The sequence below is a fragment of the Streptomyces sp. NPDC088261 genome (genome assembly GCF_044740805.1).
Lineage (GTDB): Bacteria > Actinomycetota > Actinomycetes > Streptomycetales > Streptomycetaceae > Streptomyces.
This window is the reverse complement of record NZ_JBIURL010000004.1, coordinates 96,202-122,240: the sequence shown is the minus strand read 5'-3', so window position 1 is coordinate 122,240 and position 26,039 is coordinate 96,202. Positions and strand designations below refer to the sequence as shown.

Sequence of the window (26,039 nt, the reverse complement as noted above, 5' to 3'; positions counted from 1 at the left end):
TACCCCGCACCCTCACGTCCTACAGGAGTCTCCCCTCATGCATGACGACCGCAGCCTCGTCGAAGCACGCCTCAAGCGCGTCCTCGACGAGCGCATCCGTCCTGCCGTCTATCCCGAATCGATCCCGCTGGACGTCGCCGTCTGGGACGCGCCGGGTGAACCCGTACCCGTCGAGGAGGGACTCGCGGGGCCGGTGAGGCCGGCCGCCGTCGGCGACCGGTGGGGTGCTCCGTGGGCCACCAGCTGGTTCCGGGTGTCCGGCACCGTCCCCGAGCGGTGGGCGGGCCGGACCGTCGAGGCGATCCTCGACCTCGGCTTCGACGAGAACATGCCCGGGTTCCAGTGCGAGGGCCTGGTCTACCGGCCCGACGGCTCGCCGGTGAAGGGCCTCAACCCCCGCAACCAGTGGGTGCGGATCGGCGCGCCCGTGGCGGGCGGGGAAGAGGTGCTGCTCCACATCGAGGCGGCCTCCAACCCGGTCATCCTCGACTACGTCCCCTTCGTGCCGACCACCCTGGGCGACAAGGAGACGGCCGGCACGGAGCCGCAGTACCGCCTCGCGCGCATGGACCTCGCCGTCTTCGACGAGAACGTGTGGCAGCTCGTCCTGGACCTGGAGGTGCTGGGGGAGCTGATGGCCGAGCTGCCCGTCGAGGGGGCCCGCCGCTGGGAGATCCTGCGCGCCGTCGGCCGCGCCCTGGACGCCGTCGACCTCCAGGACGTCAACGGCACGGCCGCGGCGGCGCGCGAGCGGCTGGCCGGCGTGCTCGCCACGCCGGCCCCGGCGACCGCGCATCACATCAGCGCCGTCGGCCACGCGCACATCGACTCCGCGTGGCTCTGGCCGCTGCGCGAGACGGTCCGCAAGGTCGCCCGCACGACGGCGAACATGACCGCGCTGCTGGAGGACGAGCCCGAGTTCGTCTTCGCGATGTCGCAGGCGCAGCAGTTCGCCTGGATCAAGGAGCACCGGCCCGAGGTCTACGCGAAGGTCAAGAAGGCCGTGGCGGAGGGCCGGTTCGTGCCCGCGGGCGGGATGTGGGTCGAGTCCGACACGAACATGCCCGGGTCCGAGGCGATGGCCCGGCAGTTCGTGCACGGCAAGCGGTTCTTCCTCGACGAGTTCGGGATCGAGAACGACGAGGCGTGGCTGCCCGACACCTTCGGCTTCGCCGCCGGGCTGCCGCAGATCATCAAGGCCGCCGGGTCCAAGTGGCTGCTCACCCAGAAGATCTCGTGGAGCAAGATCAACAAGTTCCCCCACCACACCTTCGACTGGGAGGGCATCGACGGGACCCGGATCTTCACGCACTTCCCGCCCGTCGACTCCTACAACTGCTCGATGACGGGCGAGCAGATCGCGCACGCGGCCCGCAACTTCAAGGAGAAGGGCGTCGCCCGGCACTCCCTCGCCCCCACCGGCTGGGGCGACGGCGGCGGTGGCACGACCCGCGAGATGATCGGCAAGGCCGCGCGGATGCGCAGCCTGGAGGGGTCCGCCACCGTCGAGTGGGAGTCCCCGGGCGCGTTCTTCGCGAAGGCCGAAGCGGAGTACCCGAATCCGCCCGTGTGGGTCGGTGAGCTGTACCTGGAACTCCACCGCGCGACCCTCACCAGCCAGGCCAAGACCAAGCAGGGCAACCGGCGCAGCGAACACCTCCTGCGGGAGGCCGAGCTGTGGGCGGCCACCGCCGCCGTACGGGCCGGGTCGGCGGCCGGGGCGTCCGCGGCCGGGGCGCCGGACGCCTCCCCGGAGACCTCTCCGTACTCCTATCCGTACGACGCGCTCGACCGGATCTGGAAGACGGTGCTCCTGCACCAGTTCCACGACATCCTGCCCGGCTCCTCCATCGCCTGGGTGCACCGCGAGGCCGAGAAGACGTACGCCGCCGTCGCCGCGGAGCTGAACGGCATCATCGACGCCGCGCAGCGCGCCCTGGCCGGTGACCCCTCCGGGGGGACGGCCCTGCTCTTCAACTCCGCGCCGCACGCCCGCCACGGCGTCGCGGCCGGTGCCGCGGGCCCGGCCCAGGGAGCGGGACAGGCGGAGCTGTCGCCCCGCGAGGACGGCGGGTTCGTCCTCGGCAACGGGCTGCTGGAGGTCGTGGTCGACGGCCGGGGCCTGGTCGTGTCCGCGTACGACATCGCCGCCGAACGGGAGACCGTGGCCCCCGGCGAGGCGGCCAACCTGCTCCAGATCCACCCCGACTTCCCCAACCAGTGGGACGCCTGGGACGTCGACGAGTTCTACCGCAACACCGTCACCGACCTCACGGACGCGGACGAGGTCACCGCCGTCCCGAACGACGAGGGCGCGGCCGTCGTCCGGGTCGTCCGCTCCTTCGGTACGTCCAGGGTCACCCAACTGCTGACCCTCGCGCCCGGCACCAAGCGGCTCGACATCGACACCGAGGTCGACTGGCATGAGACGGAGAAGTTCCTCAAGGCGGCCTTCCCGCTGGACGTGCACGCCGAGCGGTACGCCTCCGAGACGCAGTTCGGCCACGTCTACCGGGCCACCCACACCAACACCTCCTGGGAAGCGGCCAAGTTCGAGGCCTGCAACCACCGCTTCGTCCACCTGGAGGAGCCCGGCTGGGGGGTCGCGCTCGTCAACGACTCCACGTACGGCCACGACGTGACCCGTACCGTCCGCGCGTCCGACGGCGGCACCACCACGACCGTACGGGTCTCGCTGCTGCGCGCCCCGCGCTTCCCGGACCCCGAGACCGACCAGGGCGTCCACCGCTTCCGGCACGCCCTCGCGCCGGGCGCGGCGATCGGCGACGCGGTGAGGGAGGGCTACCGGATCAACCTGCCGGAGCGCCTGGTCGAGGGGACCGCGGGTGAGGTGGCGCCGCTGGTGGCCGTCGACAACGATGCCGTGGTCGTCAGCGCGGTCAAGCTGGCCGACGACAAGAGCGGCGACCTGGTCGTACGGCTCTACGAGTCGACCGGCGGCCGCGCCAGGGTCACGGTCGCCCTCGGGGCCGACATCGGCGGACTCGCCGTGACGGACCTGCTGGAGCGGCCGCTCGCGGACGTGGAGCGGCCCCAGGTGACGGACGGTGCCGTACGGCTGTCCCTCCGCCCGTTCGAACTGGTCACCCTGCGGCTGACGCGAGTCTGAGAAGCGGGGTCCGTCCGGCGGCGCCGGCCGCCGGACGGCCTCAGCCGCCCGACGTACGCGCGGCATGGCCGCCCACCGCCTGGAGGGCGACCAGATCGAGGAACTCCCTCTCGTTGCCCGCCAGACCCGCCGCGTCCAGCGCCTCGTCCGCCTCGGCGATCGGGGCCGCCAGCAGCGGCGCGGCGAGGGACGCCTGCAAGGGGTCGTCCAGAACGGCGCGCACCGCGGCCAGCAGGCGCAGATAGGCCTGGGCCGCGGTGCACTCACCGGGCGTGGCGGACGGAGTGGAGGTGGTGGCGGTCATCTCGGCTTCCTCCCCAGGAATCTGTCGGACTCTCAGGTCCTCAAGTCTGATCCATGGGTCTGACAATCCGGTCCCGCCGCCGCCCGCACGCTCTTCCCGAAGGACTTCCCGAAGGACTTCCCGGGGGCTGGGCGGAGATCACTCCTCGACCAGCATCCCCGCGCGCAGCTGCGAGATGATCCGGTTCAGCAGCCGCGACACGTGCATCTGGGACACGCCCAGCTCCGTACCGATCTGCGACTGCGTCATCTCCCGGCCGAAGCGCATCTCGACGATGCTGCGCTCCCGCTCGTCCAGCTGCTCCAGCAGCGGCGCCAGGGCGTGCAGGTTCTCGACCTTCTCCATCGCGGGGTCCGGCTCGCCCAGCACGTCGGCGAAGGTCCGGCCGCTGCCGCTCTGGCCCTCGTCGCCGGTCGGCATGTCCAGCGACCCGGCGGTGTAGCCGTTCGTGGCGACGAGGCCCTCGATGACCTCTTCCTCGTCGATGCCGAGCAGCTCGGCGAGCTCCTTGACGGTCGGGTCCCGGTCCAGGCCCGTCGCCAGGTGCTCCTTGGCCTTCGCCAGCTCGACCCGCAGCTCCTGGAGCCGGCGCGGCACGTGCACGGCCCAGCTGGTGTCACGGAAGAAACGCTTGATCTCGCCGACGATGTACGGCACCGCGAAGGAGGTGAACTCGACCTCGCGGGACAGGTCGAACCGGTCGATCGCCTTGATCAGGCCGATCGTGCCGACCTGGATGATGTCCTCCATGTCGCCGCCGCCCCGGTTGCGGAAGCGGCCCGCGGCGAAGCGGACGAGGGAGCGGTTCATCTCGATGAGCGTGTTACGGGCGTACTGGTATTCGCGCGTGCCCTCCTCCAGAACCATGAGCTGGTCGAAGAAGAGCTTGGACAGCGCGCGGGCGTCCTTCGGAGCGACCTTGCTCGGGTCGTCGATCCGCGGCAGTACGTCCTCCGACCGCTCGGCCGTCCTCTCCACCCCGACAGCACGCACAGTTCCGGTTGTCATCACATTCACCCTCCACAGCAGCGGACCGTACCGGTGGCGCTAGTGCCCCGTAATCGCCGACTCATTCCCCGCTGATGGCGAACAATTGTCCCGACCCGGAAAAAGGGGCCGCGCCCCCGACCCGGGAGCCGGTGATCCCCTGCCCCGCCGGACTGATCCCGAGGGCGGTCGAGCTCCAGGACCGGGTCGCGCCGGTGGACGGGGAACGCGCTTTCTGGCGGTGCGCCTGCTCCCCGCCGGAGAGGGCCGTCGGCCGTGTAACGCATTGACGCGAGGCGACACGCTGGATTTACATGGCTCCGTCAGACCGGGCGGCAGACGGGACGCTTCGGGGGTCCGTACGAAAGGGCTTTCTCCCGACGGCACGTCGACGTCCTAGGACGACACCCTCAACCGGGAGAACCGCCAGCGATGACCTCCGTCCCCCCTGCCCCCTTCCCCGTCGGCCGCGCTCCCGCCGCCGACCGCGCCCACTGGGAACGGACCGCCGACCGGCTGCTCCTGGCCGTACGCCCGTACGCCGCCCCCGACCACTCGCTCATCCGGCTGCCCGGCCCGGCCAGCCACAACGGCGCCTGGAGCGACGGCCTCGAAGGCTTCGCCCGGACCTTCCTGCTGGCCGCCTTCCGCCTCGCCGGGGCGCGGGGCGAGGACCCGCACGGTCTCGCCGAGTGGTACGCGGAAGGCCTCACCGCCGGGGTCGACCCCGCGCACCCCGGGCGCTGGCCCACGTTCAAGGAGAGCAACCAGGCGAAGGTCGAGGCGGCCTCCGTCGCGCTGGCCCTGCACGAGACCCGGCCCTGGATCTGGGACCGCCTCCCCGGCCGCGTCCGGGAACAACTCCTGGAGTGGCTGGGCGCCATGGCCGGGACCGACATGCCGGCCAACAACTGGATCTGGTTCCAGGGCGTCACCGAGGCCTTCGCGCGCGGCGTGGGCGGCACCTGGCACCAGGACGACCTGGACCGCACGATCGCGCTCACCGACGACTGGTACGCGGACGAGGGGTGGTACTCCGACGGGCTCACCGGCGGCGCGCACCGCAACTTCGACCACTACAACGGCTGGGCCATGCACCTCTACCCGCTCTGGTTCTGCCGGATCATGGGCGACGCGGCGCCCCCGGGCCTGCTCGACCGCTACCGCGCCCGGCTCCGGCGCTTCCTGGAGGACCAGCGGCTGCTCGTCGGCGCCAACGGCTCCCCGCTCGTCCAGGGCCGCTCGATGACGTACCGTTTCGCCGCGCTCGCCCCCGTGTGGACCGGCGCGCTCTTCGACGCGACGCCGCTCGTCCCGGGTGAGACCCGCCGGCTCGCGTCCCGGATGCTCGACCACTTCACCGGGCACGGCGCCACGGACGACGCGGGGCTCCTGACCCTGGGCTGGCACCGGCCCTTCCGGGGCCTGCTCCAGACGTACTCGGGGCCGGCCTCGCCGTACTGGGCCGCGAAGGGGTTCATCGGGCTGCTGCTGCCTCCCACACATCCGGTGTGGACGGAGGAGGAGAGCCCGCTCGCCGTCGAACAGCACTCCTTCGTACGGCCGTTGAAGGGACCGGGCTGGCTGGTGTCGGGCACGGCGTCGGACGGTGTCGTGCGGGTCGTCAACCACGGCGCCGACCACGCCGACCCGGCCCGCCTGCACTCCGACGACCCCTGCTACGCCCGCCTCACGTACTCCACGCACACCGCCCCCGAGATGCCGGCGGATCCGGCCGGGGGGCCGGTCGACGCGACGGCCACGCTGGTGGACGCGGAGGGCAGGGCGGCGCACCGGCGTCCGCTGGAGCGGATCTCGGTCGAGGGCGCGACGGGCGTCTCCCGCAGCAGGGCGCACTGGCCGGCGGACGAACGGTGGGACCCGTTCGGGGGCCCGGACACGGCGTACCGGGTCGGGCCGTGGGTCACGGTGGGGTCGGCGGTGCGGGGGTCGGTGGAGATCCGTCTGGTACGGGTCGATCCGGGCGGCGCGGACGAGGACGGGGGGCCGTGGCGGCTGAGGCTGGGGGGCTGGGCGGTCGCGGCGGACGAGGGGGAGGAGCAGCCCGGTGCGGTGACGCGGCCTCCGGCCGCGCTGTGTCCTCCATCGCCGGACGGGCTTGAAACGCCGGACGGGCTCGAAAGTCCCGACCGGCCGACCGCCACCGTCGTCGGTGTCGGGGGGCTCGTCTCCAGTGTTCTCGGGCTGGCCGGATTCGACCTCGCCGCCACGCATCGCTCCGCCGACAGCAACGCCTTCGGGGCCCGTTCCGCCACGCCCGTGCTGTGGACCGGGGGGCCCGTCGAGTCCGGCGTCCTCTACGCCGCCGCCGTCCACCTCGGGGGCGCCGCCCTGGACCCGCGGGACCTCCCGGACGTCGCCCTCCGCTTCGAGGGGCCCGCCGCCACCGCCGCCGTGACCTGGCCCGACGGGGGCCGCGACACCGTACGGCTCCCCGCACCGGAGAAGCCGCAGAAGCCCGAGAAACCGGAGAATCCGGAGAAGCCGCAGGAGTCGTACCGTGCATGACGACCGCCGCGTCATCGAGGCACGGGTGACCGCGTTCCTGGAGAGGAGCCTGCGCCCCGCCCTCTACAGCGACACCCGGGACCTCACCCTCGACGCCTGGGAGGTGCCGGGGGAGCCGGTGCCGGTCGCCGAGGCGCTGGCCGCGCCGTACCGCCCCCTGCGGCTCGGCGACAGCTGGGGCGGCCCCTGGTCCACCACCTGGCTGCGGGCCACCGCCGAGATCCCCGCCGCCTGGACGGGCCGCCGCGTCGAGGCCGTCTTCGACCTGGGCTTCGACCTGACGCGCGGACCCGGCGGGCAGGCCGAGGGGCTGGTGCACGACCGGCACGGCTCCCCGCTCCAGGGGCTCCACCCGTACAGCCGCAGCGTCCTGCTGGCCGCCTCCGCCACCGGCGGCGACCCGGTGAGTCTCCTGGTCGAGCTGGCCGCCAACCCGAACATCGTCGGCAGCCGGGGCCTCGGCACCCACTTCGGCTCGCGGGAGACCGCGGGCGACGACCACCTCTACGTGCTGCGGACCGCCGAGATCGCCGTACGGGAAGAGGCCGTCTGGCAGTTGATCCACGACGTCGAGGTGCTCGACGAGCTGATGCGCGAGCTGTCCGGGGACTCCTCGCGGCGGCACGAGATCCTGCGCGCCCTCAACCGCGCGGTCGAGGCCGTCGATCCGCGCGACGTCGCGGGCACCGCGCAGGCCGGCCGCGACCGCCTCGCCGCCGTGCTCGCCCGCCCCGCCCACGCCTCCGCGCACACGATCGCCGCCGTCGGCCACGCCCACATCGACTCCGCGTGGCTCTGGCCCGTGCGCGAGACCATGCGCAAGTGCGCCCGCACCTTCACCAACATGACGACCCTGGCCCAGGAGTACCCCGAACTGGTCTTCGCCTGCTCCTCGGCGCAGCAGTACGCCTGGATCAAGGAGCGGCGCCCCGAGATCTTCGGCCGGATACAGAAGGCCGCCGCGGCCGGCAACTGGGTGCCGGTGGGCGGCATGTGGGTCGAGGCCGACGGCAACCTGCCGGGCGGCGAGGCCCTGGCCCGCCAACTGGTCCACGGACGGCGCTTCTTCGCCGAGGAGTTCGGCATCGAGCAGGACGGCGTCTGGCTGCCGGACTCCTTCGGCTACACCGCCGCCTACCCGCAGCTCGCGAAGCTCGCCGGGGCGAAGTGGTTCCTGACCCAGAAGCTCTCCTGGAACGAGACCAACCGGCTGCCGCACCACACCTTCGAGTGGGAGGGCATCGACGGCACCCGGATCTTCACCCACTTCCCGCCGATCGACACGTACAACGCCGAACTGACGGCGGGCGAACTCCACCACGCCGAGGCGAACTTCACGGACAAGGGCGCGGCCACCCGCTCCCTCGCCCCGTTCGGGTACGGGGACGGCGGCGGCGGTCCCACGCGCTCGATGCTGGAGAAGGCCCGCAGGCTCCGCGACCTCGAAGGCTCCCCGAAGGTGGAGATCACCGCCCCCGGCACGTTCTTCGCCGCCGCCCGCGCCGAGTACGCCGAGTACGGCGACCTCCCGGTGTGGCGGGGCGAGCTGTACCTGGAGAACCACCGGGGCACGTACACCAGCCAGGCCCGCACCAAGCGCGGCAACCGCCGCAGCGAATCGCTTCTGCGCGAGGCGGAGTTGTGGGCCGCGACCGCCACGGTACGGTCCGGCGCGGAGTATCCGTACGACCGGCTCGACTCCCTCTGGAAGCGCGTCCTGCTCAACCAGTTTCACGACATCCTGCCCGGCTCCTCCATCGCCTGGGTGCACCAGCAGGCCGAGCAGGTGTACGGCGCGGTACGCGAGGAGTTGGAGGAGATCATCGCGGAGGCGGCGGGGGCGCTCACCGCCGCCACAGGACAACTGTTCCTGAACGCGGGCCCGTTCGCCCGGCGTGAGGTGGTCGTCCTGCCCGCCGAGACCCCTGGAGCGCCGGAGGTCCCCGGCGCGCAGCGGTTGTCCGACGCGCGGCGCGCGGTGTTCGCCGACGCCCCCGCCCTCGGCGCCGGATCCACGGTCACCGCCCCCACGGCGCCGGTCACCGCCAGGACCGCACCGGACGGCGTCGTCCTGGACAACGGCCTGGTGCGGGTACGTATCGACCACGACGGCCTGGTCAGGTCGGTGTACGACCACTCCGCCCGGCGCGAGGCCATCGCCCCGGGCGCGGCGGGCAACCTGCTCCAGCTGCACCCCGACGACCCCAACCTGTGGAGCGCCTGGAACCTCGACCACTTCTACCGGGACACCGTGCGCGACCTCACCGACGCCGAGTCCGTGGCCCTCGCCGAGAGCGGCCCGCTGCTCGCGTCCGTACGCGTCGAGCGCGCCTTCGGCGACTCCCGGATCGTGCAGCACCTCGAACTGGGCGCCGGGAGTGCGCAGTTGACGGTCCGTACGGACATCGACTGGCAGGAGCGCGACGCCGTCCTCAAGGCGGCCTGGCCGCTGGACGTCCACGCGGAACGGGAGAGCGCCGAGATCCAGTTCGGCCATGTGCAGCGACCCACCCACGAGAACACCAGCTGGGACGCGGCCCGCTTCGAACTGTGGGCCCACCGCTGGGTGCATGTCGGCGAGCGGCACTGGGGCGCCGCGCTCCTCAACGACTCCACGTACGGCCACGACCTCGGCCGCGAGACCCGGCAGGACGGCGGTACGACCACGACCGTACGGCTCTCGCTGCTGCGCGCCCCGCACAGCCCCGACCCGCAGGCCGACCGGGGCAGGCATTTGTTCAGCTACGCCCTGCTCGCGGGCGCCGGCATCGAGGAGGCGATGGCGGGCGGCTACGCCCTCAACCTGCCCCTGCGGCCCGCCACTTCGGGCTCGGCACCCATCATCGCGGTCGACAACCCGGACGTCGTCGTCGAGTCGGTCAAGCTCGCGGACGACTGCGGCGGTGATGTGGTCGTCCGCCTCTACGAAGCGGTCGGCGGGGCGGCGCGCGCCACACTCTCGGCGGCGTTCCCCCTGGCCGGGGCCTTCTGCTGCGACCTGCTGGAACACCCCGAGCGCGAACTGACCCTCGCCGCCGAGGACACGGCGGTGCCGCTGCGGCTCCGCCCCTTCGAGATCCGTACCGTACGGCTCCGCCCCGGCCACCGGACACACGGCTGAGCGGCCCACCGGCCGTTTCACGCACCGCAGTTGGCGATCACCCGGTCCGGCGGGGCGCGCCCCGCCGGACCTGCGCCCGTGCCCGGCGGCCGTACCACGTCCGCCACCCCAGCCAGAGCGCCGACGCCACGAACAGCGCCGCCGTGATCAGCAGCCAGCGCCCCAGGAACACCCCGATGTCCAGCCCGGTCGCCGGCTCGTAGGACGGCGAGGCCCGCGTCACCAACGGCCAGTACACCAGCAGCAACAGCAGCGAGACGGCGGCCGGGACCCGGACGTAGTTGACCGCCGTACGGGGCAGCGACGGGCGCCGCCGCAGCGCGGAGCGCACCCCGCGGTCGAGGAGCGCGTACAGCGGCACCAGCACCAGATCGTGCAGCACGGCCGCGCCCACGAACCAGATCAGGATCCCGCCCCAGTCGTCCCTCCCCAGCAGCAGCACCCCCGCGTAACAGCAGATGACGAATGACGTCAGCAGGACGATCAGCTGGAGCGGCGACTCGCCGTACACCCGCCGGACACGCGCCCCGGCCGCCGAGGCCGCCTCCCGTACCGTTCTCCTCACGCCTGCCACGCCGCCTCCCCGAAGCTCAGCCGCGTGACCCACTTGGTGTTCATCACACCCGGCGCCCCCGGCACGATGATCCGCGCCGGATAGCCGTGGTCCACCGACAGCCGCGCCCCGTTGACCCGCAGTGCGAGCAGCGAGCGGGTGTCGCGCACCTGGTTGTCCCGCAGCGCCGCCGACCGGAACGAACCGTGCGGCTGCGCCGACTCCACGAAGACACCCGGCGGCCGGTGGTCCAGGCCGACCAGGGCCGCGAGATCCACCAGCCGCACCCCCTCCCACCGCTGGTCGGACGTCGACCACCCCTCGACGCACGCGATCGGCAACGACGAGCGGTGCTGGGGCAGTCGCTCCAACTGCGCCCGGGTCAGGACCGCCTGCCGTCCACCGCCCCGTACCACGACACGCCAGTCCTCGCCGATGTCCCGCGCCCTCAACCGCACCGACTCGGCGGTCTTGTTGATCTGGAAGCCGTTGGGCCCCGGGCCGGGATCTCGCCCGTGCGGGGCGAGCAGCGCCGTACCGCGCACCGAGCCTCCGATGCTCTGCCCCGCCGTCACCACGAACAGGGCCAGCGACCCCAGGCCCACCAGCCCCAGCGCGCCCCGCCGCGACACGGTCGGCGGCGCCGGGTCGCGGGAGACCAGGCCGGTCTCCGGATCGGGCGGCTCCGGTGCCGTACGGGACGCGGGAGTCCGCAGCTCCGCGCGCAGGTCGTGGCCGCGCAGCGCCCGTACCGTACGCGGCAGCCGGAGGACCGCGTGCGCGAGGAACGCGCCGAAGAACACCCAGGACCCGTAGAAGTGCAGCGGATAGAACGATCCCGGGAAGATGTACTCCAACTGGATGTTGAGGACGCCCGTGGCGAACGTGAACAGCCCGCCCCCGACCAGCAGGAGCAGCGACAGCCGGTCCAGAGCGTGGCCCACCGACCGTACCGGCGGCAGGACGAACAGCTTGGGCGCGACCGACCAGAGCTTGGCGAGCACCACCGGCACCAGCACGATCCCGAGCGTCACATGGACGCCCTGGGTGACGCGGTACAGCCAGTACGGGTCGGTCGGCCAGGAGAAGAGGTAGAAGCCGAGCAGGCCCTTGTCCGGTGTCTTGTCGTTGACCGGTGCGAGATCCGGGTTGTACGCGGCGTACGAGAGCAGGCCGGTGACCCACAGCACGGGGATGCCGGCCAGCAGCACCACGGCGAAGACCGAGGTCAGCCACGGCCCGCGCAGGGGGCTGCGCCACGACGGCAGAGGGACGTCCATGGCAGCGACCGTAGGGGGCGGGGAGCGCCGGGCCCGGTTGCGACTCAGGACAAAAGGCTGACGCCGGCGAGAGACAAAGGCTGACCCCGGCGCGAAACAACCGCTGACGCCGGCGAGAGACAGCGGCTCGCGCCGGAGATCTGACGGATCGGTGACGCGGCCCGCCGCGCACCCCGATCCGCGCGGCCCCGGCCCTAACGTGACGGGAGTGACCCCGCTTCCCCACTCCGACCCGCACCCCGCGCCTCCCACGCGACACGAAGCCCCACCGGACCGCCACGCCGGACCCGAAACCCCCACCGGCCGCCGCGCCGACCTGCTGGCGGCCGGAGCCGCCGCCCTCCTCGTCACCGCCGCCGCCGTGATCGGCACCGTGATCCAGGACCGGTACGGGACCCTGCACGTCCAGTGGCCCCCGCTCCTGGCCGAGTGGCTGCCGCACACCGGCCCCGGCACCCTGCCCGCCGTCGTAGTCGCCGTCCTGGTCGTCCTGTACGGCCCCGCCCTCGCGGCCCGGCTGTCCTGGCGGCGGCTCCTCGGCGCGAGCTGGGCGGCGGCCCTGGCCTGGACCTGGTCGCTGGCGCTGGTGGACGGCTGGCAGCGGGGTGTCGCGGGGCGGCTCGACACCGTCCACGAGTACCTGCGCGGGGTCGACCGCTTCCACGACATCGGCGCCGCCCTGCGCGGCTACACCGCCCACATCCTCCTGGACTCGCCCGACAACTGGCCGACGCACATCGCCGGCCATCCGCCGGCCGCCGTCCTGACCTTCGTCGGCCTCGACCGGATCGGCCTGGGCGGCGGGGCATGGGCGGCCGCGTTCTGCATCGTGACCGGCACCTCGGCGGTGGTCGCCGTGCTGGTCACGCTGCGCGCGCTGGACGCCGAGCGGACCGCCCGCGCGGCGGCGCCCTTCCTCGTCCTCACCCCGGCCGCCGTCTGGGTCGGCGCCTCCGCCGACGCGTACTTCGCCGCCGTCGGCGCCTGGGCCCTCGCCCTGCTGACCCTCTCCGCGACCCGTACCGTCCGCGCCCCGCACGCGGCGGCCCTGGCGGCGGGACTGCTCCTCGGCTGGATCGTCTACCTCTCGTACGGGCTCACCCTGATGGTCGTCCCGGTCGCGGCGATCCTGCTGCTGACCCGTACCGCACGGCCCCTGCCCTTCCTGGCGCTGGGATTCCTCGCCGTGGCGGTCACCTTCACCCTGGCCGGGTTCCGCTGGTGGGAGGCGTACGACCTGCTCGTGGAGCGCTACTACCAGGGCGTGGGAGGCGTACGTCCGTACGCCTACTGGGTGTGGGGCAATCCGGCCAATGTGGTGATCGCCGCCGGTCTCGCCTCCGCCGCCGGGATCCGCCGGGCCCTGGCCGCCACCCCGGATCCGCTGCGGCGGCTGCGGCGCGGCGGGCCGGTCACCGGCGACGGGGCGGTCGTGCTGCTGGTCGCCGCCCTCCTGCTGGCGGTGGCCGCCGCCGACCTGTCCGGGATGAGCAAGGCCGAGACGGAACGCATCTGGCTGCCGTTCACCCTCTGGCTGCCGGTGACCGCCGCCCTGCTGCCCGCCCGGGACCACCGGCGCTGGCTGCTGGCCCAGGCCGCCGTCGGACTGGCCGTCAATCATCTGCTGCTCACGTTCTGGTGAGCGACATCATGGGCCAGGAAATGCGAACGTCAGCTTTCTGTAAGCGTTGATCCCCTTCACCTCGTCACGGAAACAGCGTGGAATACGGATATGCGTATCCCGCCTTTCCTCCCCCGATTCAGGGGCCGATCGCACGACCCGCGCACGGCGACGGCGGTGGGCCGGTGGCTCGGACTCGCGATTCTCGTCTGCTTCGTCACGGGCGTCACCAGCCATTACCTTCAGCAACCGCCCGACTGGGCGGCCGGACACCTCCCCACCAGGCCCGTCTCCGGATACCGCGTCACCCAGAGCCTCCACGTCATCAGCGGGATCGCCGCGATTCCCCTGCTTCTGGTGAAACTCTGGACGGTCTATCCGAGGCTTTTCGAATGGCCTCCGATCCGTTCCGTCTCACACGCGCTGGAACGGATCTCCATCGCCGTTCTGGTCGCGGCCACCCTGCTCGAACTGTTCATGGGACTCCTCAACACCATTCAGTGGTATCCGTGGCCCTTTCCCTTCCGTGCCGTCCACTGGGCGTTGGCGTTTGTCATCATCGGCGCGCTTCTCGTCCACCTCGCCGTGAAGGCGCCGGTGATCGCCGCGCACTGGCGCTGCACCTCACCGGCGACGACGAGTCTCGACGCGCGGGACACGGCGGGCGACGCGGCCACGGCCGCCGCCGAGCGGCGCTCGCTGCTCCTCGGCCTCGCCGCGTCGGTCGGCGCGGTCACGCTCGTCTCGGCCGGACAGTCCGTCACCCCGCTGCGGAGGCTGCTGCTCCTCGCCCCACGCGACCCGCGCGTCGGCCCGCAGGGCCTCCCGGTCAACCGGACGGCCAGGGCCGCCGGCATCACCCCCGACGACCTGCGCGGGTGGCGGCTGCGCGTCGGCGGGCCCGAACCGTACGAACTGACCCTCGCCGAACTCCGCGCCATGCCGCAGACCCGCGTCGAACTCCCCATGGCCTGCGTCGAGGGCTGGTCCAAGTCCGCCCACTGGGAAGGCGTCCGCATCAAGGACCTGCTGGCCCGCGCGGGACTGCCGGACGGCGCGTCGCTGCGGATCGTCTCGATGCAGCGGCACGGCGGGTACGGCGTCTCCGCGATGGACCGCGCCTACACCCGCGACGGCCTCACCCTGCTGGCCCTGCGCCTCAACGGCGAGATCCTGGCGCCGGACCACGGCTACCCGGCGCGGATCATCGCGCCGAACCGGCCCGGGGTGCTCCAGACGAAGTGGGTCACACGACTGGAGGTGCTGTGATGCCCCAGCAGGACAAGAAGACCGCCACCGCCGCCCGCGCCGCCACCGCCGCCCGCGCCGCCCGTATCGCCCGCATCGCTCTCGGCTCGCTCGGCGTGGCCGCGCTCGGCTTCGGCGCGTACGAACTGTTCACCCTCACCCGCCCCGGCGACCCCCGGGACGTGGCGCTGTGGCTCGCGGGCGCGGTCGCCCTGCACGACGGGCTGCTCGTGCCGCTGGTCCTCGGGGCCGGGCTGTTCGTGGGCCGCTCCCGATCCCGTACGGCTCTGCGCGGCGGCCTGCTGACGGCCGGTTGCCTGACCCTGCTCGCGCTGCCGCTGATGCTCCGCCCCGGAAAGCCGAACAACCCGACCGTGCTGCCGCTCGACTACCCCGTCAACTGGGCGCTGGCCCTGGCCCTGACCGCCCTGGCCACCGCCTGTGTGGCCTGGGCGACCCGGCCCCGGCACAAGCGGCGCGCTCCCGCGCCACCCGCCCCGCCCGCCACGGAATGACCGCCGTCGGCTACCTGGACACCGACGCCAGGTACTTGGCCGTCGCCGGGTCGGCCGGGAGGAAGGTCTCCATGGCCAGTTCGGCGACGGTGACGTCCATCGGCGTGTTGAACGTGGCGATGGTCGAGAGGAAGGACAGCGTGTGACCGTCGTGCCCGATCCGCAGCGGCAGCGCGAAGCCGGGGAGTACGGGTCCGCGCGCCCCGTCCTCCGGCGTGCGGCTCCCGGCCGGGGGCATGGGGTACGCCGCCACCTCGTCGTACAGCTCACGCAGGGCGGGGGAGCGGGAGAGGGCCAGCTGACGTTCCATCTGGTCCAGCAGATGCCCCCGCCACTCGGGCAGGTTGAGGATGCGCGGGGCGAGACCCTCCGGATGGAGGGTGATCCGCATGACGTTCAGCGGCGGGGCGAGCAGGTGCTCGGGCAGGCCCTCCATCAGCAGGGCGATGCCCCGGTTGGCGGCCACCACCGTGTACGTCCCGTCCACGATCACCGCCGGGTACGGCTCGTACGCGCGCAACAGTTCGGTCAGGCCCTCGCGCAGGACGTCCATGGCCGGGTCGTCCAGCGTCGTCTCCGTGTACCGGGGCGCGTAACCGGCCGCCAGCAGCAGGGCGTTGCGCTCCCTGACCGGTACGTCGAGGTGCTCGGCCAGCCGCAGCACCATCTCCTCGCTGGGGCGCGAGCGGCCCGTCTCGACGAAGCTGATGTGCCGGGCGGACGAGTCCGCCCGGAGGGCGAGATCGAGCTGACTGATCCGGCGCCGCCGGCGCCAGTCGCGCAACAGGGGGCCGACGGACGAAGTCGGCACGGACGCGGACGCGGGGCCGGAGGCGGGGGCGGGGACTGCCATACGGGGACGGTAGTGCACCGGCCCGTCGGCGCCCCCCGCCCGGCGGCACGGCCGCGTCCCCCGCTCGACAGGAGGGACCGGGCGGAACGACGTATCGTCGGCCGGGTGAGGAGCGTCCCGCCCCGAGCCGTGAGGAGCCCCGGTCATGCCCACCCAGCCACTGCCGCCGCAGGAGACCGAGGACCGGCTGAGGGAACTGCCCGGCTGGTCCCTGGAGGACGGCCGGATCACGCGTACGTACCATCTCGGCTCGCACTGGGCAGCCGCCGCCATGGTCGCTCACATTGCCGCGATCCAGGACGAGTTGAACCACCACTCCGACCTGACCCTGGGTTACAGCACGCTCTCCCTGACGGTGCGTACGCACGACGCGGGCGACGCCGTCACCGGCCTCGATCTCGACCTCGCGCGCCGTGTCGAGGACATCGCACCCGCACACGGCGCGAACTGACTGGTGCCGCGACCGGCACCGTGGCCCCTGCATTTACGCTGGTGACATGGACGTACTCGCCGGACTCCTCGACGGACCGCGCGCCAGGGGGGCCTTTCTGCTCCGCATGGTGATGGAACCGCCGTGGTCCGTCCGGATCGAGGACCGCGCCCCCCTCTGCCTGATGTGCGTCACGCGCGGCGAGGCCTGGATCGTTCCGGACGACGGGGGCGAGCCGATCCACCTGCGCCCCGGCGACGTGGCGATCGCGCGCGGCCCCGACCCGTACACCGCCGCCGGCGACCCGGCGACCACCCCCCGCGCGCTCATCGGCCCCGGCGGGGTCTGCCACACCCTGGAGGGCGAACCGCTCGCGCAGTCGATGCGGCTGGGCGTACGGACCTGGGGCAACGCCTCCGACGGGGCGACGACGATGCTCATCGGCACGTACCAGATGGACGGCGAGGTCAGCCGGCGGCTGCTGGACGCCCTGCCCGCCCTGATCCACCTGCCCGCCGACGCGTGGAACGGGCCGTTGATGCCGGTCCTCGACGACGAGATCTCCCGGGACGAACCGGGGCAGAGCGTCGTGCTCGACCGGGTGCTCGACCTGATGCTGATCGCCGTGCTCCGGGCCTGGTTCTCGCGCCCCGGCGCGGAGGCGCCCGGCTGGTACCGCGCCATGGCCGATCCGTCGGTCGGCAACGCCCTGCGGCTGCTCCAGAGCGATCCGGCCCAGCCGTGGACCGTCGCCTCGCTCGCCACGGCGTGCGGCGTCTCGCGGGCCGGGCTCGCCCGCCGCTTCACCGACCTGGTGGGGGAGCCCCCGATGGCGTACCTGACCGGCTGGCGGCTGGCGCTCGCGGCGGATCTGCTGCGCGGTTCTGACGTGACGGTCGAGGCGGTGGCACGGAAGGTCGGCTACAGCGGCTCGTTCGCGCTGAGCACGGCCTTCAAGCGGGTACGGGGCGTCAGCCCGCAGGAGTACCGGGCGGGCGCGGCGGCGCAGCCCCCGGCACCGGATTCTTTGCCGGAACCGCAACACGGTTAGCCGTAGCGGCACCGGAAAGTGCAGCCTGGGCCCATGAGCCCTCACGACGACGCCCACGTACCCGCCACTCACGTACCCGCCACCCACGGCCATTCCCAGGGGCACACGCACGGCAACGAGTCCTTCGACTTCGACTGGGGCGTCCTCAGCACCCAGCTCGAACAGGAGGCCGAGATCCGCGGTCCCCTGTACCGGCAGGCCGCCGAGTGGATCGCCGGCCTCCTCCCGGCTCCCGGCGCCCGCCGGGTCCTGGACATCGGCAGCGGCCCCGGCGTGGTCTCCGTGCTCCTGGCGGACGTCTTCCCGGCCGCCGAGGTGGTCGCCGTCGACTCCACCCCCGAACTGCTGGAACGTACCGCCGCCCGGGCCGAACTCCTCGGCCTGGGCGGCAGGGTGAGCACACGACTCGCCGAACTCCCCGACGCCGTGGACACCTTGGGAGAGGCCGACGTCATCTGGGCCGGCAACTCACTGCACCACCTCGGGGACCAGCTCGCCGCGCTCGAAGGGTTCGCCCGGCGGCTTCGGCCGGGCGGGGTGCTCGCCCTCCTGGAGGGCGGCCTGAGCGCCCGCCACCTTCCCCGGGACCTCGGCACCGGCATGGGCGCGCCCGGACTGGAAGCGCGCTTCGAGGCGCGGCTGGCGGAGTGGTTCGGCGCGATGCGGGCCGAACTGCCCGGCGCCGTACGGGAGACCGAGGACTGGCCGGCCCTGCTGACCGCCGCCGGTCTGGAACCGAGCGGCACCCGCTCCTTCCTGCTCGACGTCCCGGCCCCGGCGCCCCGGCTCGTACGGGAGCAGCTCGTCAGAACCTTCACGCGGTTGCGGGACAAGAACCTGGCGGAGGGGTCGGCGGAGGACCGGGAGGTCCTGGACCGGCTGCTGGACCCGGAGGACCCGTTGGGTCTGCTCCAACGCCCGGACGTCTTCCTGCTGGAGGCCCGTACGGTGCACACCGCGCGCAAGATCTGAAACTTCTCGGAAGCACGGCGCGTAGGGAAGCACGGCCCGTACGGAAGCACGGTCCGCACACAGGCGCGGCGCCCCCGGCCGGGAGCGCCGCGCCTGTGCTGTCGCGTGTACGTGGAGTCGTGTACGTACAGCCGGTCAGCCCTCGTCGAGCGCCGCGAACGCCGCCAGGTCGTCGGCGTCCAGCTCGAAGTCGGCCGCGACCGTGTCGAAGTTCTCCCGGATCCGGGACGGCGTCACGGACTTGGGGATCACCACGTTGCCGAGCTGGAGGTGCCAGCGCAGCACGACCTGCGCCGGGGTTTTGCCGTGCTTGCGCGCGACCGCCACCACCGTCGGGACGTCCAGCAGGTTCTTGCCCTGGGCGAGCGGCGACCAGGCCTCCGTCGCGATGCCGTGGTCCGCGTGGTAGGCGCGGGACTCGGCGCGCTGGAGCCGCGGGTGCAGCTCGATCTGGTTGACGGCCGGGACCACCGAGGTCTCGGCGGCCAGCCGCTCCAGGTGCTCGGGCAGGAAGTTCGAGACACCGATGGACCGGGCTCGGCCGTCGGCGAGGATCTTCTCGAACGCCTTGTACGTGTCCACGTACAGGGCCTTCTCCGGCTGGGGCCAGTGGATCAGGTACAGGTCGACGTAGTCGAGACCGAGCTTGGCCAGCGACGTGTCGAAGGCGCGCAGGGTCGAGTCGTACCCCTGGTCCGCGTTCCACAGCTTCGTGGTGATGAACAGCTCGTCGCGGGGGATGCCGGAGGCGGCGACGGCCTGCCCCGTGCCCTCTTCGTTGCGGTAGATGGCCGCGGTGTCGATGCTGCGGTAGCCGGCCTCCAGCGCGGTGCCGACGGCCTGCGCGGTCTCGTCGTTCGGCACCTGCCAGACGCCGAAGCCGAGCTGGGGCATCTCGATGCCGTTGTTGAGGGTGACGGTGGGGACCTTGCTCACGAGCGGGCGATCCTAACGTTGTCGATACGTCGTCGATGGGTTCTCGGCCGTTCAACGATCGCCGGGGCGGACAGATTCCCGGCGCGTCACCCACCGTGGGCGCCACCGGCCGCGCACCCCTCGCGCGGGCTACTTGTAGAGGGCCTCGACCTCCGTCGCGTACGCCGTCTCGATGGCCTTCCGCTTGAGCTTGAGGGACGGGGTCAGCAACCCCCGCTCCTCGCTGAACGGATGCGCCAGGATACGGAACGTACGGATCGACTCCGCCTGCGACACCGCCGTGTTGGCGGCCACCACCGCCCGCCGGATCTCCAGTTCCAGGTCCCTGTCGCGCACCAGCTCCCGGTCCTTGAGGGGCGGTTTGCCCCGCATGGTCAGCCAGTGCTCCACCGCCTCCTGGTCGACGGTGACCAGGGCGGCGATGTACGGACGGTTGTTGCCGACCACGATGCACTGCGCGACCAGCGGGTGCGCCCGGACCCGTTCCTCCAGCGCCCCGGGCGACACGCTCTTGCCGCCCGACGTGACCAGGATCTCCTTCTTGCGGCCGGTGATGGTGAGGTAGCCGTCCTCGTCCAGCGACCCCAGGTCACCGGTGGCGAGCCAGCCGTCGCGCAGGACCGCGTCGGTCGCCCGGCTGTCGTTGAGGTAGCCGGAGAAGAGCAGGCCGCCGCGCAGCCATATCTCGCCGTCCTCGGCGATGTGGACCGTGGTGCCGGGGATCGGCTGCCCGACCGTGCCGAAGCGGGTGCGCTCCGGCGGGTTGACGGTGGCCGCCGCGCACGACTCGGTGAGTCCGTACCCCTCGTAGATCGTGACGCCCGCGCCCTCGAAGAAGAGGCCGAGCCGGCGGTCCATCGCGGAGCCGCCGGAGAACGCGTGCCGCACCCGCCCGCCCATCGCCTCCCGCACCTTGCTGTAGACGGCCTTCTCGAAGAACTGGTGCTGGACGCGCAGCGCGGCGGACGGCCCGGGTCCGATCCCGAACGCCCGGTGTTCCCTTGCCTCCGCGTGCCGTACCGCCACCTCGACCGCCTTGTCGAAGGGCCCCGCCTTCCCCTCCGACTCCGCCTTGCGGCGGGCCGCGTGGTAGACCTTCTCGAAGACGTACGGCACGGCCAGGACGAACGTCGGGCGGAACGCGGCGAGATCGGGCAGGAGCGCGCTCGCCCGCAGCTCCGGCTGGTGGCCGAGCTTCACGCGCCCCCGGATCGCCGCGATCTCGACCATCCGCCCGAAGACGTGCGCGAGCGGCAGGAACAGCAGCGTGGACGCCTCGTCGCCGCGCCGGGAGTGGAACACCGGCTCCCACCGGCTGATCACCGTGTCGGTCTCGTACATGAAGTGGGCGTGGGTCAGCACACAGCCCTTGGGCCGGCCCGTGGTGCCGGAGGTGTAGATGACCGTGGCCACGGAGTCCGGCGTGACCGCCTTGCGGTGCCGGTGCACGACCTCGTCCTCGATGGCCGCGCCCGCCGCGAACAGTTCGTCCACCGCCCCGGCGTCCAGCTGCCACAGCCGCTTGAGGCGGGGCAACTGGTCGATCACGGAACCGACGGTCATCGCGTGGTCCTCGTGCTCGACCATGCACGCCGTGACCTCGGCGTCGTGGAGCATCCAGTGGACCTGTTCGGCCGACGACGTCGGGTAGATCGGTACGGATTGCGCGCCGACGGACCAGAGGGCGAAGTCGAAGAGCGTCCACTCGTAGCGCGTACGGCACATCAGGGCGATCCGGTCGCCGAACCGTACCCCTTGCGCGAGCAGCCCCTTGGCCAGGGCCAGCACCTCGTCACGGAAGACGGCGGCGGTCACGTCCCCCCACCGGCCCTCCTCGTCCTTGCGGCCGAGGGCGACCCGGTGCGGGTCGTCGCGGGCATGCTCGAACACGGCGTCCGCGAGCCCACCTACGTGGGGCGCGGCCGCCAGGGGAGGAACGGTGAATTCGCGCAATGACCTGCTCCTTGGACGCTCCGCACAGCGCCGGTGACGGTACCCCACGGCGGAGTCGGGCGGGAGAGCGTGCACATAACCGGAGCGAACTCGTATCGCCACAGGTCAGGGCGGGGGACCGGGCCGGCGCGGCAGGGTCCGTACGCGCTTCTGACCGAAGAGTAAGTAACGGGCGCCACAATCTCCACCGAATCCGTACGCCACACTCACGCCCGCTCTACCGCCGGTGCCGGGCGGGTCACGCCTCGTCCGTACCGTCTCCCCCGCCGTCCCCTCTCTCCCTTCCGTCCCCTCCCTCCACGCGGACACTGACCCATTCGTCCACGCCGGGAGCCGGCACACCCAGCCGCTCCGCGGCCTCACGCTCGTCGGGCCGGTGTACGACCGACTGTCTCGGCCCGTGCGGACAGGCGAACGTCGTCGTGGTCCGGCCCTCCGCCGAGGGCCGGCGCGCGGGGGCCCGCGCCACCTGGGTCGGCTGGGTGCTGGACGACGACGGTACGGACGACCTGCTGGCCTGGACCCGGGCCGGCGGCCCCGGCGTGGCCGAGCCGCCCGCCACCCTGGAACTGCACATGATTCCGCCCCCGTCGGACGCGAGGCGCCGACGGGGGCGGTGACCGGGGACGTACCCCGGAGAACACAAGCGGATCAGGCGACGGCGGGCTCAGGCCCGCCCACCGCCGGGCGGATGGGTGTGTGGCTGCCGGAGGTACCCGGCCGACGCAGGGGGCGCTCCCCGCCGGCCGGGCCCTGTTCCCGTGCAGCGGGGATCGTCACACCCCAGTGTGCAGGGCGATGCGCTCATCGCCCGCGTACACGTTCATGGAGGGGCCACGGAGGAAGCCGACCAGCGTCAGCCCCGTCTCCATGGCCAGATCGACGGCGAGCGAGGACGGCGCCGACACCGCCGCGAGCACCGGAATGCCCGCCATCACGGCCTTCTGGGCCAGTTCGAAGGAGGCCCGGCTGGAGACCAGCAGGATCGACCGGGACAGCGGCAGCAGATCCTGCCGCAGCGCGCGGCCGATCAGCTTGTCCACCGCGTTGTGCCGGCCGACGTCCTCCCGGATGTCCAGCAGCTCCCCGTGCTCGCTGAAGAGCGCCGCCGCGTGCAGGCCCCCGGTCCGGTCGAAGACCTCCTGAGCCGCCCGCAACCGGTCGGGGAGGCCGGCGAGCAGGGTGGGCTCCAGCCGGACCGGGGGAGTGTCGTCGATCGTGAACCGGGCCGTGGTCCGTACGGCGTCGAGACTCGCCTTGCCGCACAGCCCGCACGACGAAGTGGTGTAGACGTTGCGCTCCAGCGTGATGTCGGGGACCGGGACACCGGGCGCGAGCCGGACGTCGACCACGTTGTACGTGTTCGACCCGTCGTCCTTCGCCCCCGCGCAGTACACGATCGACTGCACGTCGGAGGCGGCCGCCAGCACCCCCTCGCTCACCAGGAAGCCCGCCGCGAGGGCGAAGTCGTCGCCCGGGGTGCGCATCGTGATGGCGAGGGATCTGCCGTTCAGCCGGATCTCCAGCGGCTCCTCGGCCACCAGGGTGTCCGGGCGGGTCGTGACGACTCCGTCCCGGATACGGATGGTGCGGCGGCGCTCGGTGACCCGTCCCATGATGATCAGTCCTACTCGTATCGGTGTGCTGGTGCTCGTCGGCCGGCCCGGAAGCGCCCGGTCAGCGTTCCTGTACGTGCTGGAAGCCGAAACGGCCCTTGATGCAGAGGTTCCCGTGCGTCACGGGGTTGTCGTGCGGAGACGTGACCTTCACGATCTCATTCTCCTGTACGTGCAGTGTCAGATTGCAGCCGACACCGCAGTACGCGCAGATCGTGGTGGTCTCCGTCTGGATCTCCTCGTTCCACGTCCCGGCCTCCCGCATGTCGAACTCCGACTTGAAGCTGAGCGCCCCGGTCGGGCAGACCTCGATGCAGTTGCCGCAGTAGACACAGGCCGAGTCGGTGAGCGGTGCGTCGTGCTCGGTGGAGATACGGGCGTCGAAGCCACGGCCCGCCACCGAGATCGCGAACGAGTTCTGCCACTGCTCACCACACGCGTCGACACACTTGTAGCACTGGATGCACTTGTCGTAGTCGCGTACGTAGAGATCGTTGTCGATCTTCGGTTCCTCGTCCAGCCGAGCCGCGTCGGGACCAAAGCGCTCCGGCTTCGCCTTGTACTCCTTGATCCACTCGGCGGCCCTCGGGGTGGTCGAGAGGTCCGTGGACGAGGCGAGGAGTTCCAGGACGATCTTCCGGCTGTGCCGGGCCCGGGGGCTGTCCGTGAGGACGGTCATGCCCGCCTCGGCCTTGCGCGAGCAGGCCGGCGCGAGCACGCGTGCGCCCTCGACCTCGACCACACACACCCGGCAGGCGTTCTTCGGGGTGAGGGTGTCGCCCTCGCAGAGCGTCGGGATGTCCTTCCCCGCCGCCCGGCAGGCGTCGAGGATCGTGGAGCCCTCCGGCACCCGCGTCTCCTGGCCGTCGAGGGTGAATTCGAGCAGCCGTCGCGGGAGTTGCAGTGGGATGACGGTCACTTGTAGGCCCCCAGTCGGTCGATGGCTGATTCGACGGCACTCCAGGCGGTCTGCCCGAGACCGCAGATCGAGGCGTCCTTCATGGCCGCGCCCACCTCGCGCAGCAGCGCGATGTCCTGCGCGGCGTCCGCGCCGGTACGGTCCACGATCCGGTGCAGCGCCTCCTCCTGCCGTACGGTGCCGACCCGGCAGGGCACACACTGCCCGCACGACTCGTCCCGGAAGAACTCCGCGATCCGTACCAGCATCTTGGGCAGCGGAACGGTGTCGTCCAGGACCAGCACCACCCCGGATCCCAGGGTCGTACCGGCCGCCCTGGTCCCTTCGAAGGTGAGCGGGATGTCCAGCTCGTCGGGCCGGACGAAGCCGCCCGCCGCGCCGCCCAGCAGGATGGCCCGCATGTTGTCCGGCGCGTGTGCCAGCTCCAGCAGCTCGCCCAGGGTGGCGCCGAACGGCAGCTCGTAGATGCCGGGCTTCCCGACGTTCCCCGAGACGCAGAACAGCTTGGGCCCGGTCGACTGGCCGGTGCCGATCGCGGCGTACGCGGCGGCTCCCCGGTTCAGGATGGGCAGCACGTTGATCAGTGTCTCGACGTTGTTCTCGGCCGTCGGCTTGCCGAACAGACCGCTCTCCACCGGGAACGGCGGCTTGGACCGCGGCTCGCCGCGATAGCCCTCGATGGAGTTGAACAGCGCGGTCTCCTCCCCGCAGATGTACGCCCCGGCGCCGCGCCGGATCTCGATGTCGAAGGCGTACCCCTGACCGAGGATGTCGTCCCCGAGGAGACCGCGGGCGCGCGCCTGGTCGATGGCGTTCTGGAGCAGCCGCAGGGCGCGGGGGTACTCGCCGCGCAGGTAGAGGTAGCCCCGGTCGGCGCCGACCGCGTACCCGGCGATCGTCATCGACTCGATCAGCGCGTAAGGATCACCCTCCATGACCACGCGGTCCTTGAAGGTGCCCGGCTCGGATTCGTCGGCGTTGCAGACCAGGTAGTGCTGCCGCACCGGCTGCGAGGCGGTGGCCTGCCACTTGCGGCCGGTGGGGAACGCGGCGCCGCCGCGTCCCACCAGACCGGCGTCCGTGACCTCCCGGATGACTCCGGCGGGGCCGAGGTCGAAGGCGCGGCGCAGGGCGCGGTAGCCGTCGTGCGCCCGGTAGTCGTCGAGGCTGTACGGGTCGACGACGCCGACGCGGGCGAGCAGCGACAGGCCCGGCTGTCCGGCCTGCGGTACGGCGAGGGAGGCGGCGGGCTCCGCCGGGGCCGCCGCAGGCTCGGCCGCCGCGAGGACGAGGGCCTCGGCGGTGGCGGGGGCGATGACGGCGGTGGCGTAGCGGCGGGCGGCCGGTTCGGGGGAGACACCGTTTCCGGTACGGGCTGGGGCCGCCGGGTTCGTACGAGCCTGGCCCGCCGGGTTCGCGCCCGCCGGCCAGGACGGCCGCGCGCCGCCGAGCTGGACCTTCTCGGTGACGCCGTTGTCCGCCAGGGGGAGGGGCACGGAGCCCTCGTCGGACGGGACGCCCGCCTGGATGACCAGCGCGGCGGGGGCGCGTTCGCACAACCCCAGACAGGGGCTCGGCTGCCAGACGAGACCGCCCGCCGCCGAACCGGCCGCTCCCAGGCGTTCCTCCAGGCCGGCGCAGAGGGCCGCCGAGCCCTTGCTCGCGCAGGCCAGGTCCGTACAGACGTGCAGCACCTTCGCCGGGCGCGGCTTGACGGCGAACATCGCGTAGAACGTGGCGACGCCGTACGCCTCCGCCGGTGGCACCGTCAGCCGCCGGCACAGGTAGTCGAGGGCGCCCTCGCTGATCCAGCCGATCCGGTCGTTGATCGCGTGCAGCCCCGGGAGCAGCAGGTCCCGCCGCTCGCGCGCCTCACGGCCGCCCCGCGCCCAGCGCAGGTCCGAGTCGGTACGGTCCTCCGCGCCCTCCCAGGCCGAGGTGGGCAGGCCGAGCAGGGAGTCGACCGCCGCGCGTTCCTCGTCGGTGGGTTTGCTGTCACCGAAGTGCAGATCCACTGATCC

The 26,039-nt window shown here is 72.4% G+C and carries 19 protein-coding genes and 1 pseudogene; 10 read left to right on the top strand and 10 right to left on the bottom strand.

The annotated features are described in order from the left end of the window. Positions 1 to 37 precede the first annotated feature (37 nt). On the top strand, positions 38 to 3,130 hold the full coding sequence (locus ACIODU_RS10295; protein WP_401766097.1) for an alpha-mannosidase: 3,093 nt from the start codon (positions 38 to 40) through the stop codon (positions 3,128 to 3,130). A 40-nt stretch (positions 3,131 to 3,170) separates the two neighbouring features. Here ACIODU_RS10295 and ACIODU_RS10290 read toward each other — a convergent pair whose 3' ends face one another. Further along, positions 3,171 to 3,434: a hypothetical protein gene (locus ACIODU_RS10290; RefSeq protein WP_401766094.1), complete on the bottom strand. Its 264-nt coding sequence runs from the start codon at positions 3,432 to 3,434 to the stop codon at positions 3,171 to 3,173. 138 nt (positions 3,435 to 3,572) lie between these two features. Then, positions 3,573 to 4,442 carry an RNA polymerase sigma factor SigF gene (locus ACIODU_RS10285; RefSeq protein WP_356421863.1) on the bottom strand — a complete coding sequence of 290 codons (870 nt, stop codon included), beginning with the start codon at positions 4,440 to 4,442 and terminating at the stop codon, positions 3,573 to 3,575. A gap of 411 nt (positions 4,443 to 4,853) precedes the next feature. Here ACIODU_RS10285 and ACIODU_RS10280 point away from each other — a divergent pair, with 411 nt between their 5' ends. Then, complete coding sequence (locus ACIODU_RS10280; RefSeq protein WP_401766090.1) at positions 4,854 to 6,950, top strand: DUF2264 domain-containing protein; 2,097 nt, start codon at positions 4,854 to 4,856, stop codon at positions 6,948 to 6,950. Beyond that, positions 6,943 to 10,071 carry an alpha-mannosidase gene (locus tag ACIODU_RS10275; RefSeq protein WP_401766087.1) on the top strand — a complete coding sequence of 1,043 codons (3,129 nt, stop codon included), beginning with the start codon at positions 6,943 to 6,945 and terminating at the stop codon, positions 10,069 to 10,071. The genes ACIODU_RS10280 and ACIODU_RS10275 overlap by 8 nt, the downstream gene beginning before the upstream one ends. Before the next feature lie 37 nt (positions 10,072 to 10,108). Here ACIODU_RS10275 and ACIODU_RS10270 read toward each other — a convergent pair whose 3' ends face one another. Both ACIODU_RS10270 and ACIODU_RS10265 read right to left on the bottom strand, forming a co-directional pair. Continuing rightward, the gene (locus tag ACIODU_RS10270; protein WP_401766084.1) at positions 10,109 to 10,645 is read right to left on the bottom strand and encodes a hypothetical protein; all 537 of its coding nucleotides are present in this window, start codon (positions 10,643 to 10,645) and stop codon (positions 10,109 to 10,111) included. Continuing rightward, complete coding sequence (locus tag ACIODU_RS10265) at positions 10,633 to 11,904, bottom strand: molybdopterin-dependent oxidoreductase (protein ID WP_401766081.1); 1,272 nt, start codon at positions 11,902 to 11,904, stop codon at positions 10,633 to 10,635. The genes ACIODU_RS10270 and ACIODU_RS10265 overlap by 13 nt, the downstream gene beginning before the upstream one ends. A 208-nt stretch (positions 11,905 to 12,112) precedes the next feature. Between ACIODU_RS10265 and ACIODU_RS10260 the strand changes: the two genes are divergently transcribed. The 3 genes from ACIODU_RS10260 (at position 12,113) to ACIODU_RS10250 (ending at position 15,288) form a co-directional block, all read left to right on the top strand. Continuing rightward, positions 12,113 to 13,546 (top strand): hypothetical protein, encoded by a 1,434-nt coding sequence (locus ACIODU_RS10260; protein ID WP_401766078.1) that lies wholly within the window; start codon positions 12,113 to 12,115, stop codon positions 13,544 to 13,546. 90 nt (positions 13,547 to 13,636) lie between these two features. Next, the gene (locus ACIODU_RS10255) at positions 13,637 to 14,794 is read left to right on the top strand and encodes a molybdopterin-dependent oxidoreductase (RefSeq protein ID WP_401766075.1); all 1,158 of its coding nucleotides are present in this window, start codon (positions 13,637 to 13,639) and stop codon (positions 14,792 to 14,794) included. Continuing rightward, positions 14,794 to 15,288, top strand: coding sequence for a hypothetical protein (locus ACIODU_RS10250; RefSeq protein ID WP_401766072.1), 495 nt, complete (start codon positions 14,794 to 14,796; stop codon positions 15,286 to 15,288). Before ACIODU_RS10255 ends, ACIODU_RS10250 begins: the two co-directional genes overlap by 1 nt. Before the next feature lie 10 nt (positions 15,289 to 15,298). Here the strand turns inward: ACIODU_RS10250 and ACIODU_RS10245 are convergent, their stop codons facing one another. Next, complete coding sequence (locus ACIODU_RS10245) at positions 15,299 to 16,141, bottom strand: helix-turn-helix domain-containing protein (protein WP_401766070.1); 843 nt, start codon at positions 16,139 to 16,141, stop codon at positions 15,299 to 15,301. Positions 16,142 to 16,286: 145 nt separating this feature from the next. Here ACIODU_RS10245 and ACIODU_RS10240 point away from each other — a divergent pair, with 145 nt between their 5' ends. Genes ACIODU_RS10240 through ACIODU_RS10230 form a run of 3 tightly spaced genes read left to right on the top strand, consistent with a single transcriptional unit; the run spans position 16,287 to position 18,594 of the window. Further along, positions 16,287 to 16,592 (top strand): 4a-hydroxytetrahydrobiopterin dehydratase, encoded by a 306-nt coding sequence (locus tag ACIODU_RS10240; protein WP_401766067.1) that lies wholly within the window; start codon positions 16,287 to 16,289, stop codon positions 16,590 to 16,592. A 46-nt stretch (positions 16,593 to 16,638) separates the two neighbouring features. Then, positions 16,639 to 17,622: an AraC family transcriptional regulator gene (locus ACIODU_RS10235; protein WP_356421840.1), complete on the top strand. Its 984-nt coding sequence runs from the start codon at positions 16,639 to 16,641 to the stop codon at positions 17,620 to 17,622. 33 nt (positions 17,623 to 17,655) lie between these two features. Further along, positions 17,656 to 18,594 carry a class I SAM-dependent methyltransferase gene (locus ACIODU_RS10230; protein ID WP_356421837.1) on the top strand — a complete coding sequence of 313 codons (939 nt, stop codon included), beginning with the start codon at positions 17,656 to 17,658 and terminating at the stop codon, positions 18,592 to 18,594. Positions 18,595 to 18,729: 135 nt separating this feature from the next. Here the strand turns inward: ACIODU_RS10230 and ACIODU_RS10225 are convergent, their stop codons facing one another. Together ACIODU_RS10225 and ACIODU_RS10220 are read right to left on the bottom strand one after the other, a co-directional pair. Beyond that, positions 18,730 to 19,530 carry an aldo/keto reductase gene (locus tag ACIODU_RS10225; protein WP_356421834.1) on the bottom strand — a complete coding sequence of 267 codons (801 nt, stop codon included), beginning with the start codon at positions 19,528 to 19,530 and terminating at the stop codon, positions 18,730 to 18,732. 129 nt (positions 19,531 to 19,659) lie between these two features. Then, on the bottom strand, positions 19,660 to 21,459 hold the full coding sequence (locus ACIODU_RS10220; RefSeq protein WP_401766732.1) for an AMP-dependent synthetase/ligase: 1,800 nt from the start codon (positions 21,457 to 21,459) through the stop codon (positions 19,660 to 19,662). A gap of 371 nt (positions 21,460 to 21,830) precedes the next feature. Between ACIODU_RS10220 and ACIODU_RS10215 the strand changes: the two are divergent. After that, positions 21,831 to 22,103: pseudogene (locus ACIODU_RS10215) on the top strand ((2Fe-2S) ferredoxin domain-containing protein); the annotation flags it as partial. A 156-nt stretch (positions 22,104 to 22,259) separates the two neighbouring features. On the opposite strand, the gene fdhD reads toward ACIODU_RS10215, so the two are convergent. The 3 genes from fdhD to ACIODU_RS10200 form a co-directional block, all read right to left on the bottom strand. Continuing rightward, positions 22,260 to 23,099 carry a formate dehydrogenase accessory sulfurtransferase FdhD gene (gene fdhD, locus ACIODU_RS10210; RefSeq protein ID WP_356421816.1) on the bottom strand — a complete coding sequence of 280 codons (840 nt, stop codon included), beginning with the start codon at positions 23,097 to 23,099 and terminating at the stop codon, positions 22,260 to 22,262. A gap of 61 nt (positions 23,100 to 23,160) precedes the next feature. Beyond that, positions 23,161 to 24,018 carry a 2Fe-2S iron-sulfur cluster-binding protein gene (locus ACIODU_RS10205; RefSeq protein WP_356421814.1) on the bottom strand — a complete coding sequence of 286 codons (858 nt, stop codon included), beginning with the start codon at positions 24,016 to 24,018 and terminating at the stop codon, positions 23,161 to 23,163. Then, positions 24,015 to 26,033 carry an NAD(P)H-dependent oxidoreductase subunit E gene (locus ACIODU_RS10200; RefSeq protein WP_401766062.1) on the bottom strand — a complete coding sequence of 673 codons (2,019 nt, stop codon included), beginning with the start codon at positions 26,031 to 26,033 and terminating at the stop codon, positions 24,015 to 24,017. The genes ACIODU_RS10205 and ACIODU_RS10200 overlap by 4 nt, the downstream gene beginning before the upstream one ends. Positions 26,034 to 26,039 lie beyond the last annotated feature (6 nt).

Bases quoted from the DNA above. Each gene is read 5' to 3' on its own strand.
- ACIODU_RS10240 (WP_401766067.1), top strand. From the start codon at position 16,287: ATGCCCACCCAGCCACTGCCGCCGCAGGAGACCGAGGACCGGCTGAGG.
- ACIODU_RS10285 (WP_356421863.1), bottom strand. From the start codon at position 4,442: ATGACAACCGGAACTGTGCGTGCTGTCGGGGTGGAGAGGACGGCCGAG.
- fdhD (WP_356421816.1), bottom strand. From the start codon at position 23,099: ATGGGACGGGTCACCGAGCGCCGCCGCACCATCCGTATCCGGGACGGA.
- ACIODU_RS10245 (WP_401766070.1), bottom strand. From the start codon at position 16,141: ATGGCAGTCCCCGCCCCCGCCTCCGGCCCCGCGTCCGCGTCCGTGCCG.
- ACIODU_RS10250 (WP_401766072.1), top strand. From the start codon at position 14,794: ATGCCCCAGCAGGACAAGAAGACCGCCACCGCCGCCCGCGCCGCCACC.
- ACIODU_RS10295 (WP_401766097.1), top strand. From the start codon at position 38: ATGCATGACGACCGCAGCCTCGTCGAAGCACGCCTCAAGCGCGTCCTC.
- ACIODU_RS10235 (WP_356421840.1), top strand. From the start codon at position 16,639: ATGGACGTACTCGCCGGACTCCTCGACGGACCGCGCGCCAGGGGGGCC.
- ACIODU_RS10280 (WP_401766090.1), top strand. From the start codon at position 4,854: ATGACCTCCGTCCCCCCTGCCCCCTTCCCCGTCGGCCGCGCTCCCGCC.
- ACIODU_RS10230 (WP_356421837.1), top strand. From the start codon at position 17,656: ATGAGCCCTCACGACGACGCCCACGTACCCGCCACTCACGTACCCGCC.
- ACIODU_RS10255 (WP_401766075.1), top strand. From the start codon at position 13,637: ATGCGTATCCCGCCTTTCCTCCCCCGATTCAGGGGCCGATCGCACGAC.
- ACIODU_RS10265 (WP_401766081.1), bottom strand. From the start codon at position 11,904: ATGGACGTCCCTCTGCCGTCGTGGCGCAGCCCCCTGCGCGGGCCGTGG.
- ACIODU_RS10290 (WP_401766094.1), bottom strand. From the start codon at position 3,434: ATGACCGCCACCACCTCCACTCCGTCCGCCACGCCCGGTGAGTGCACC.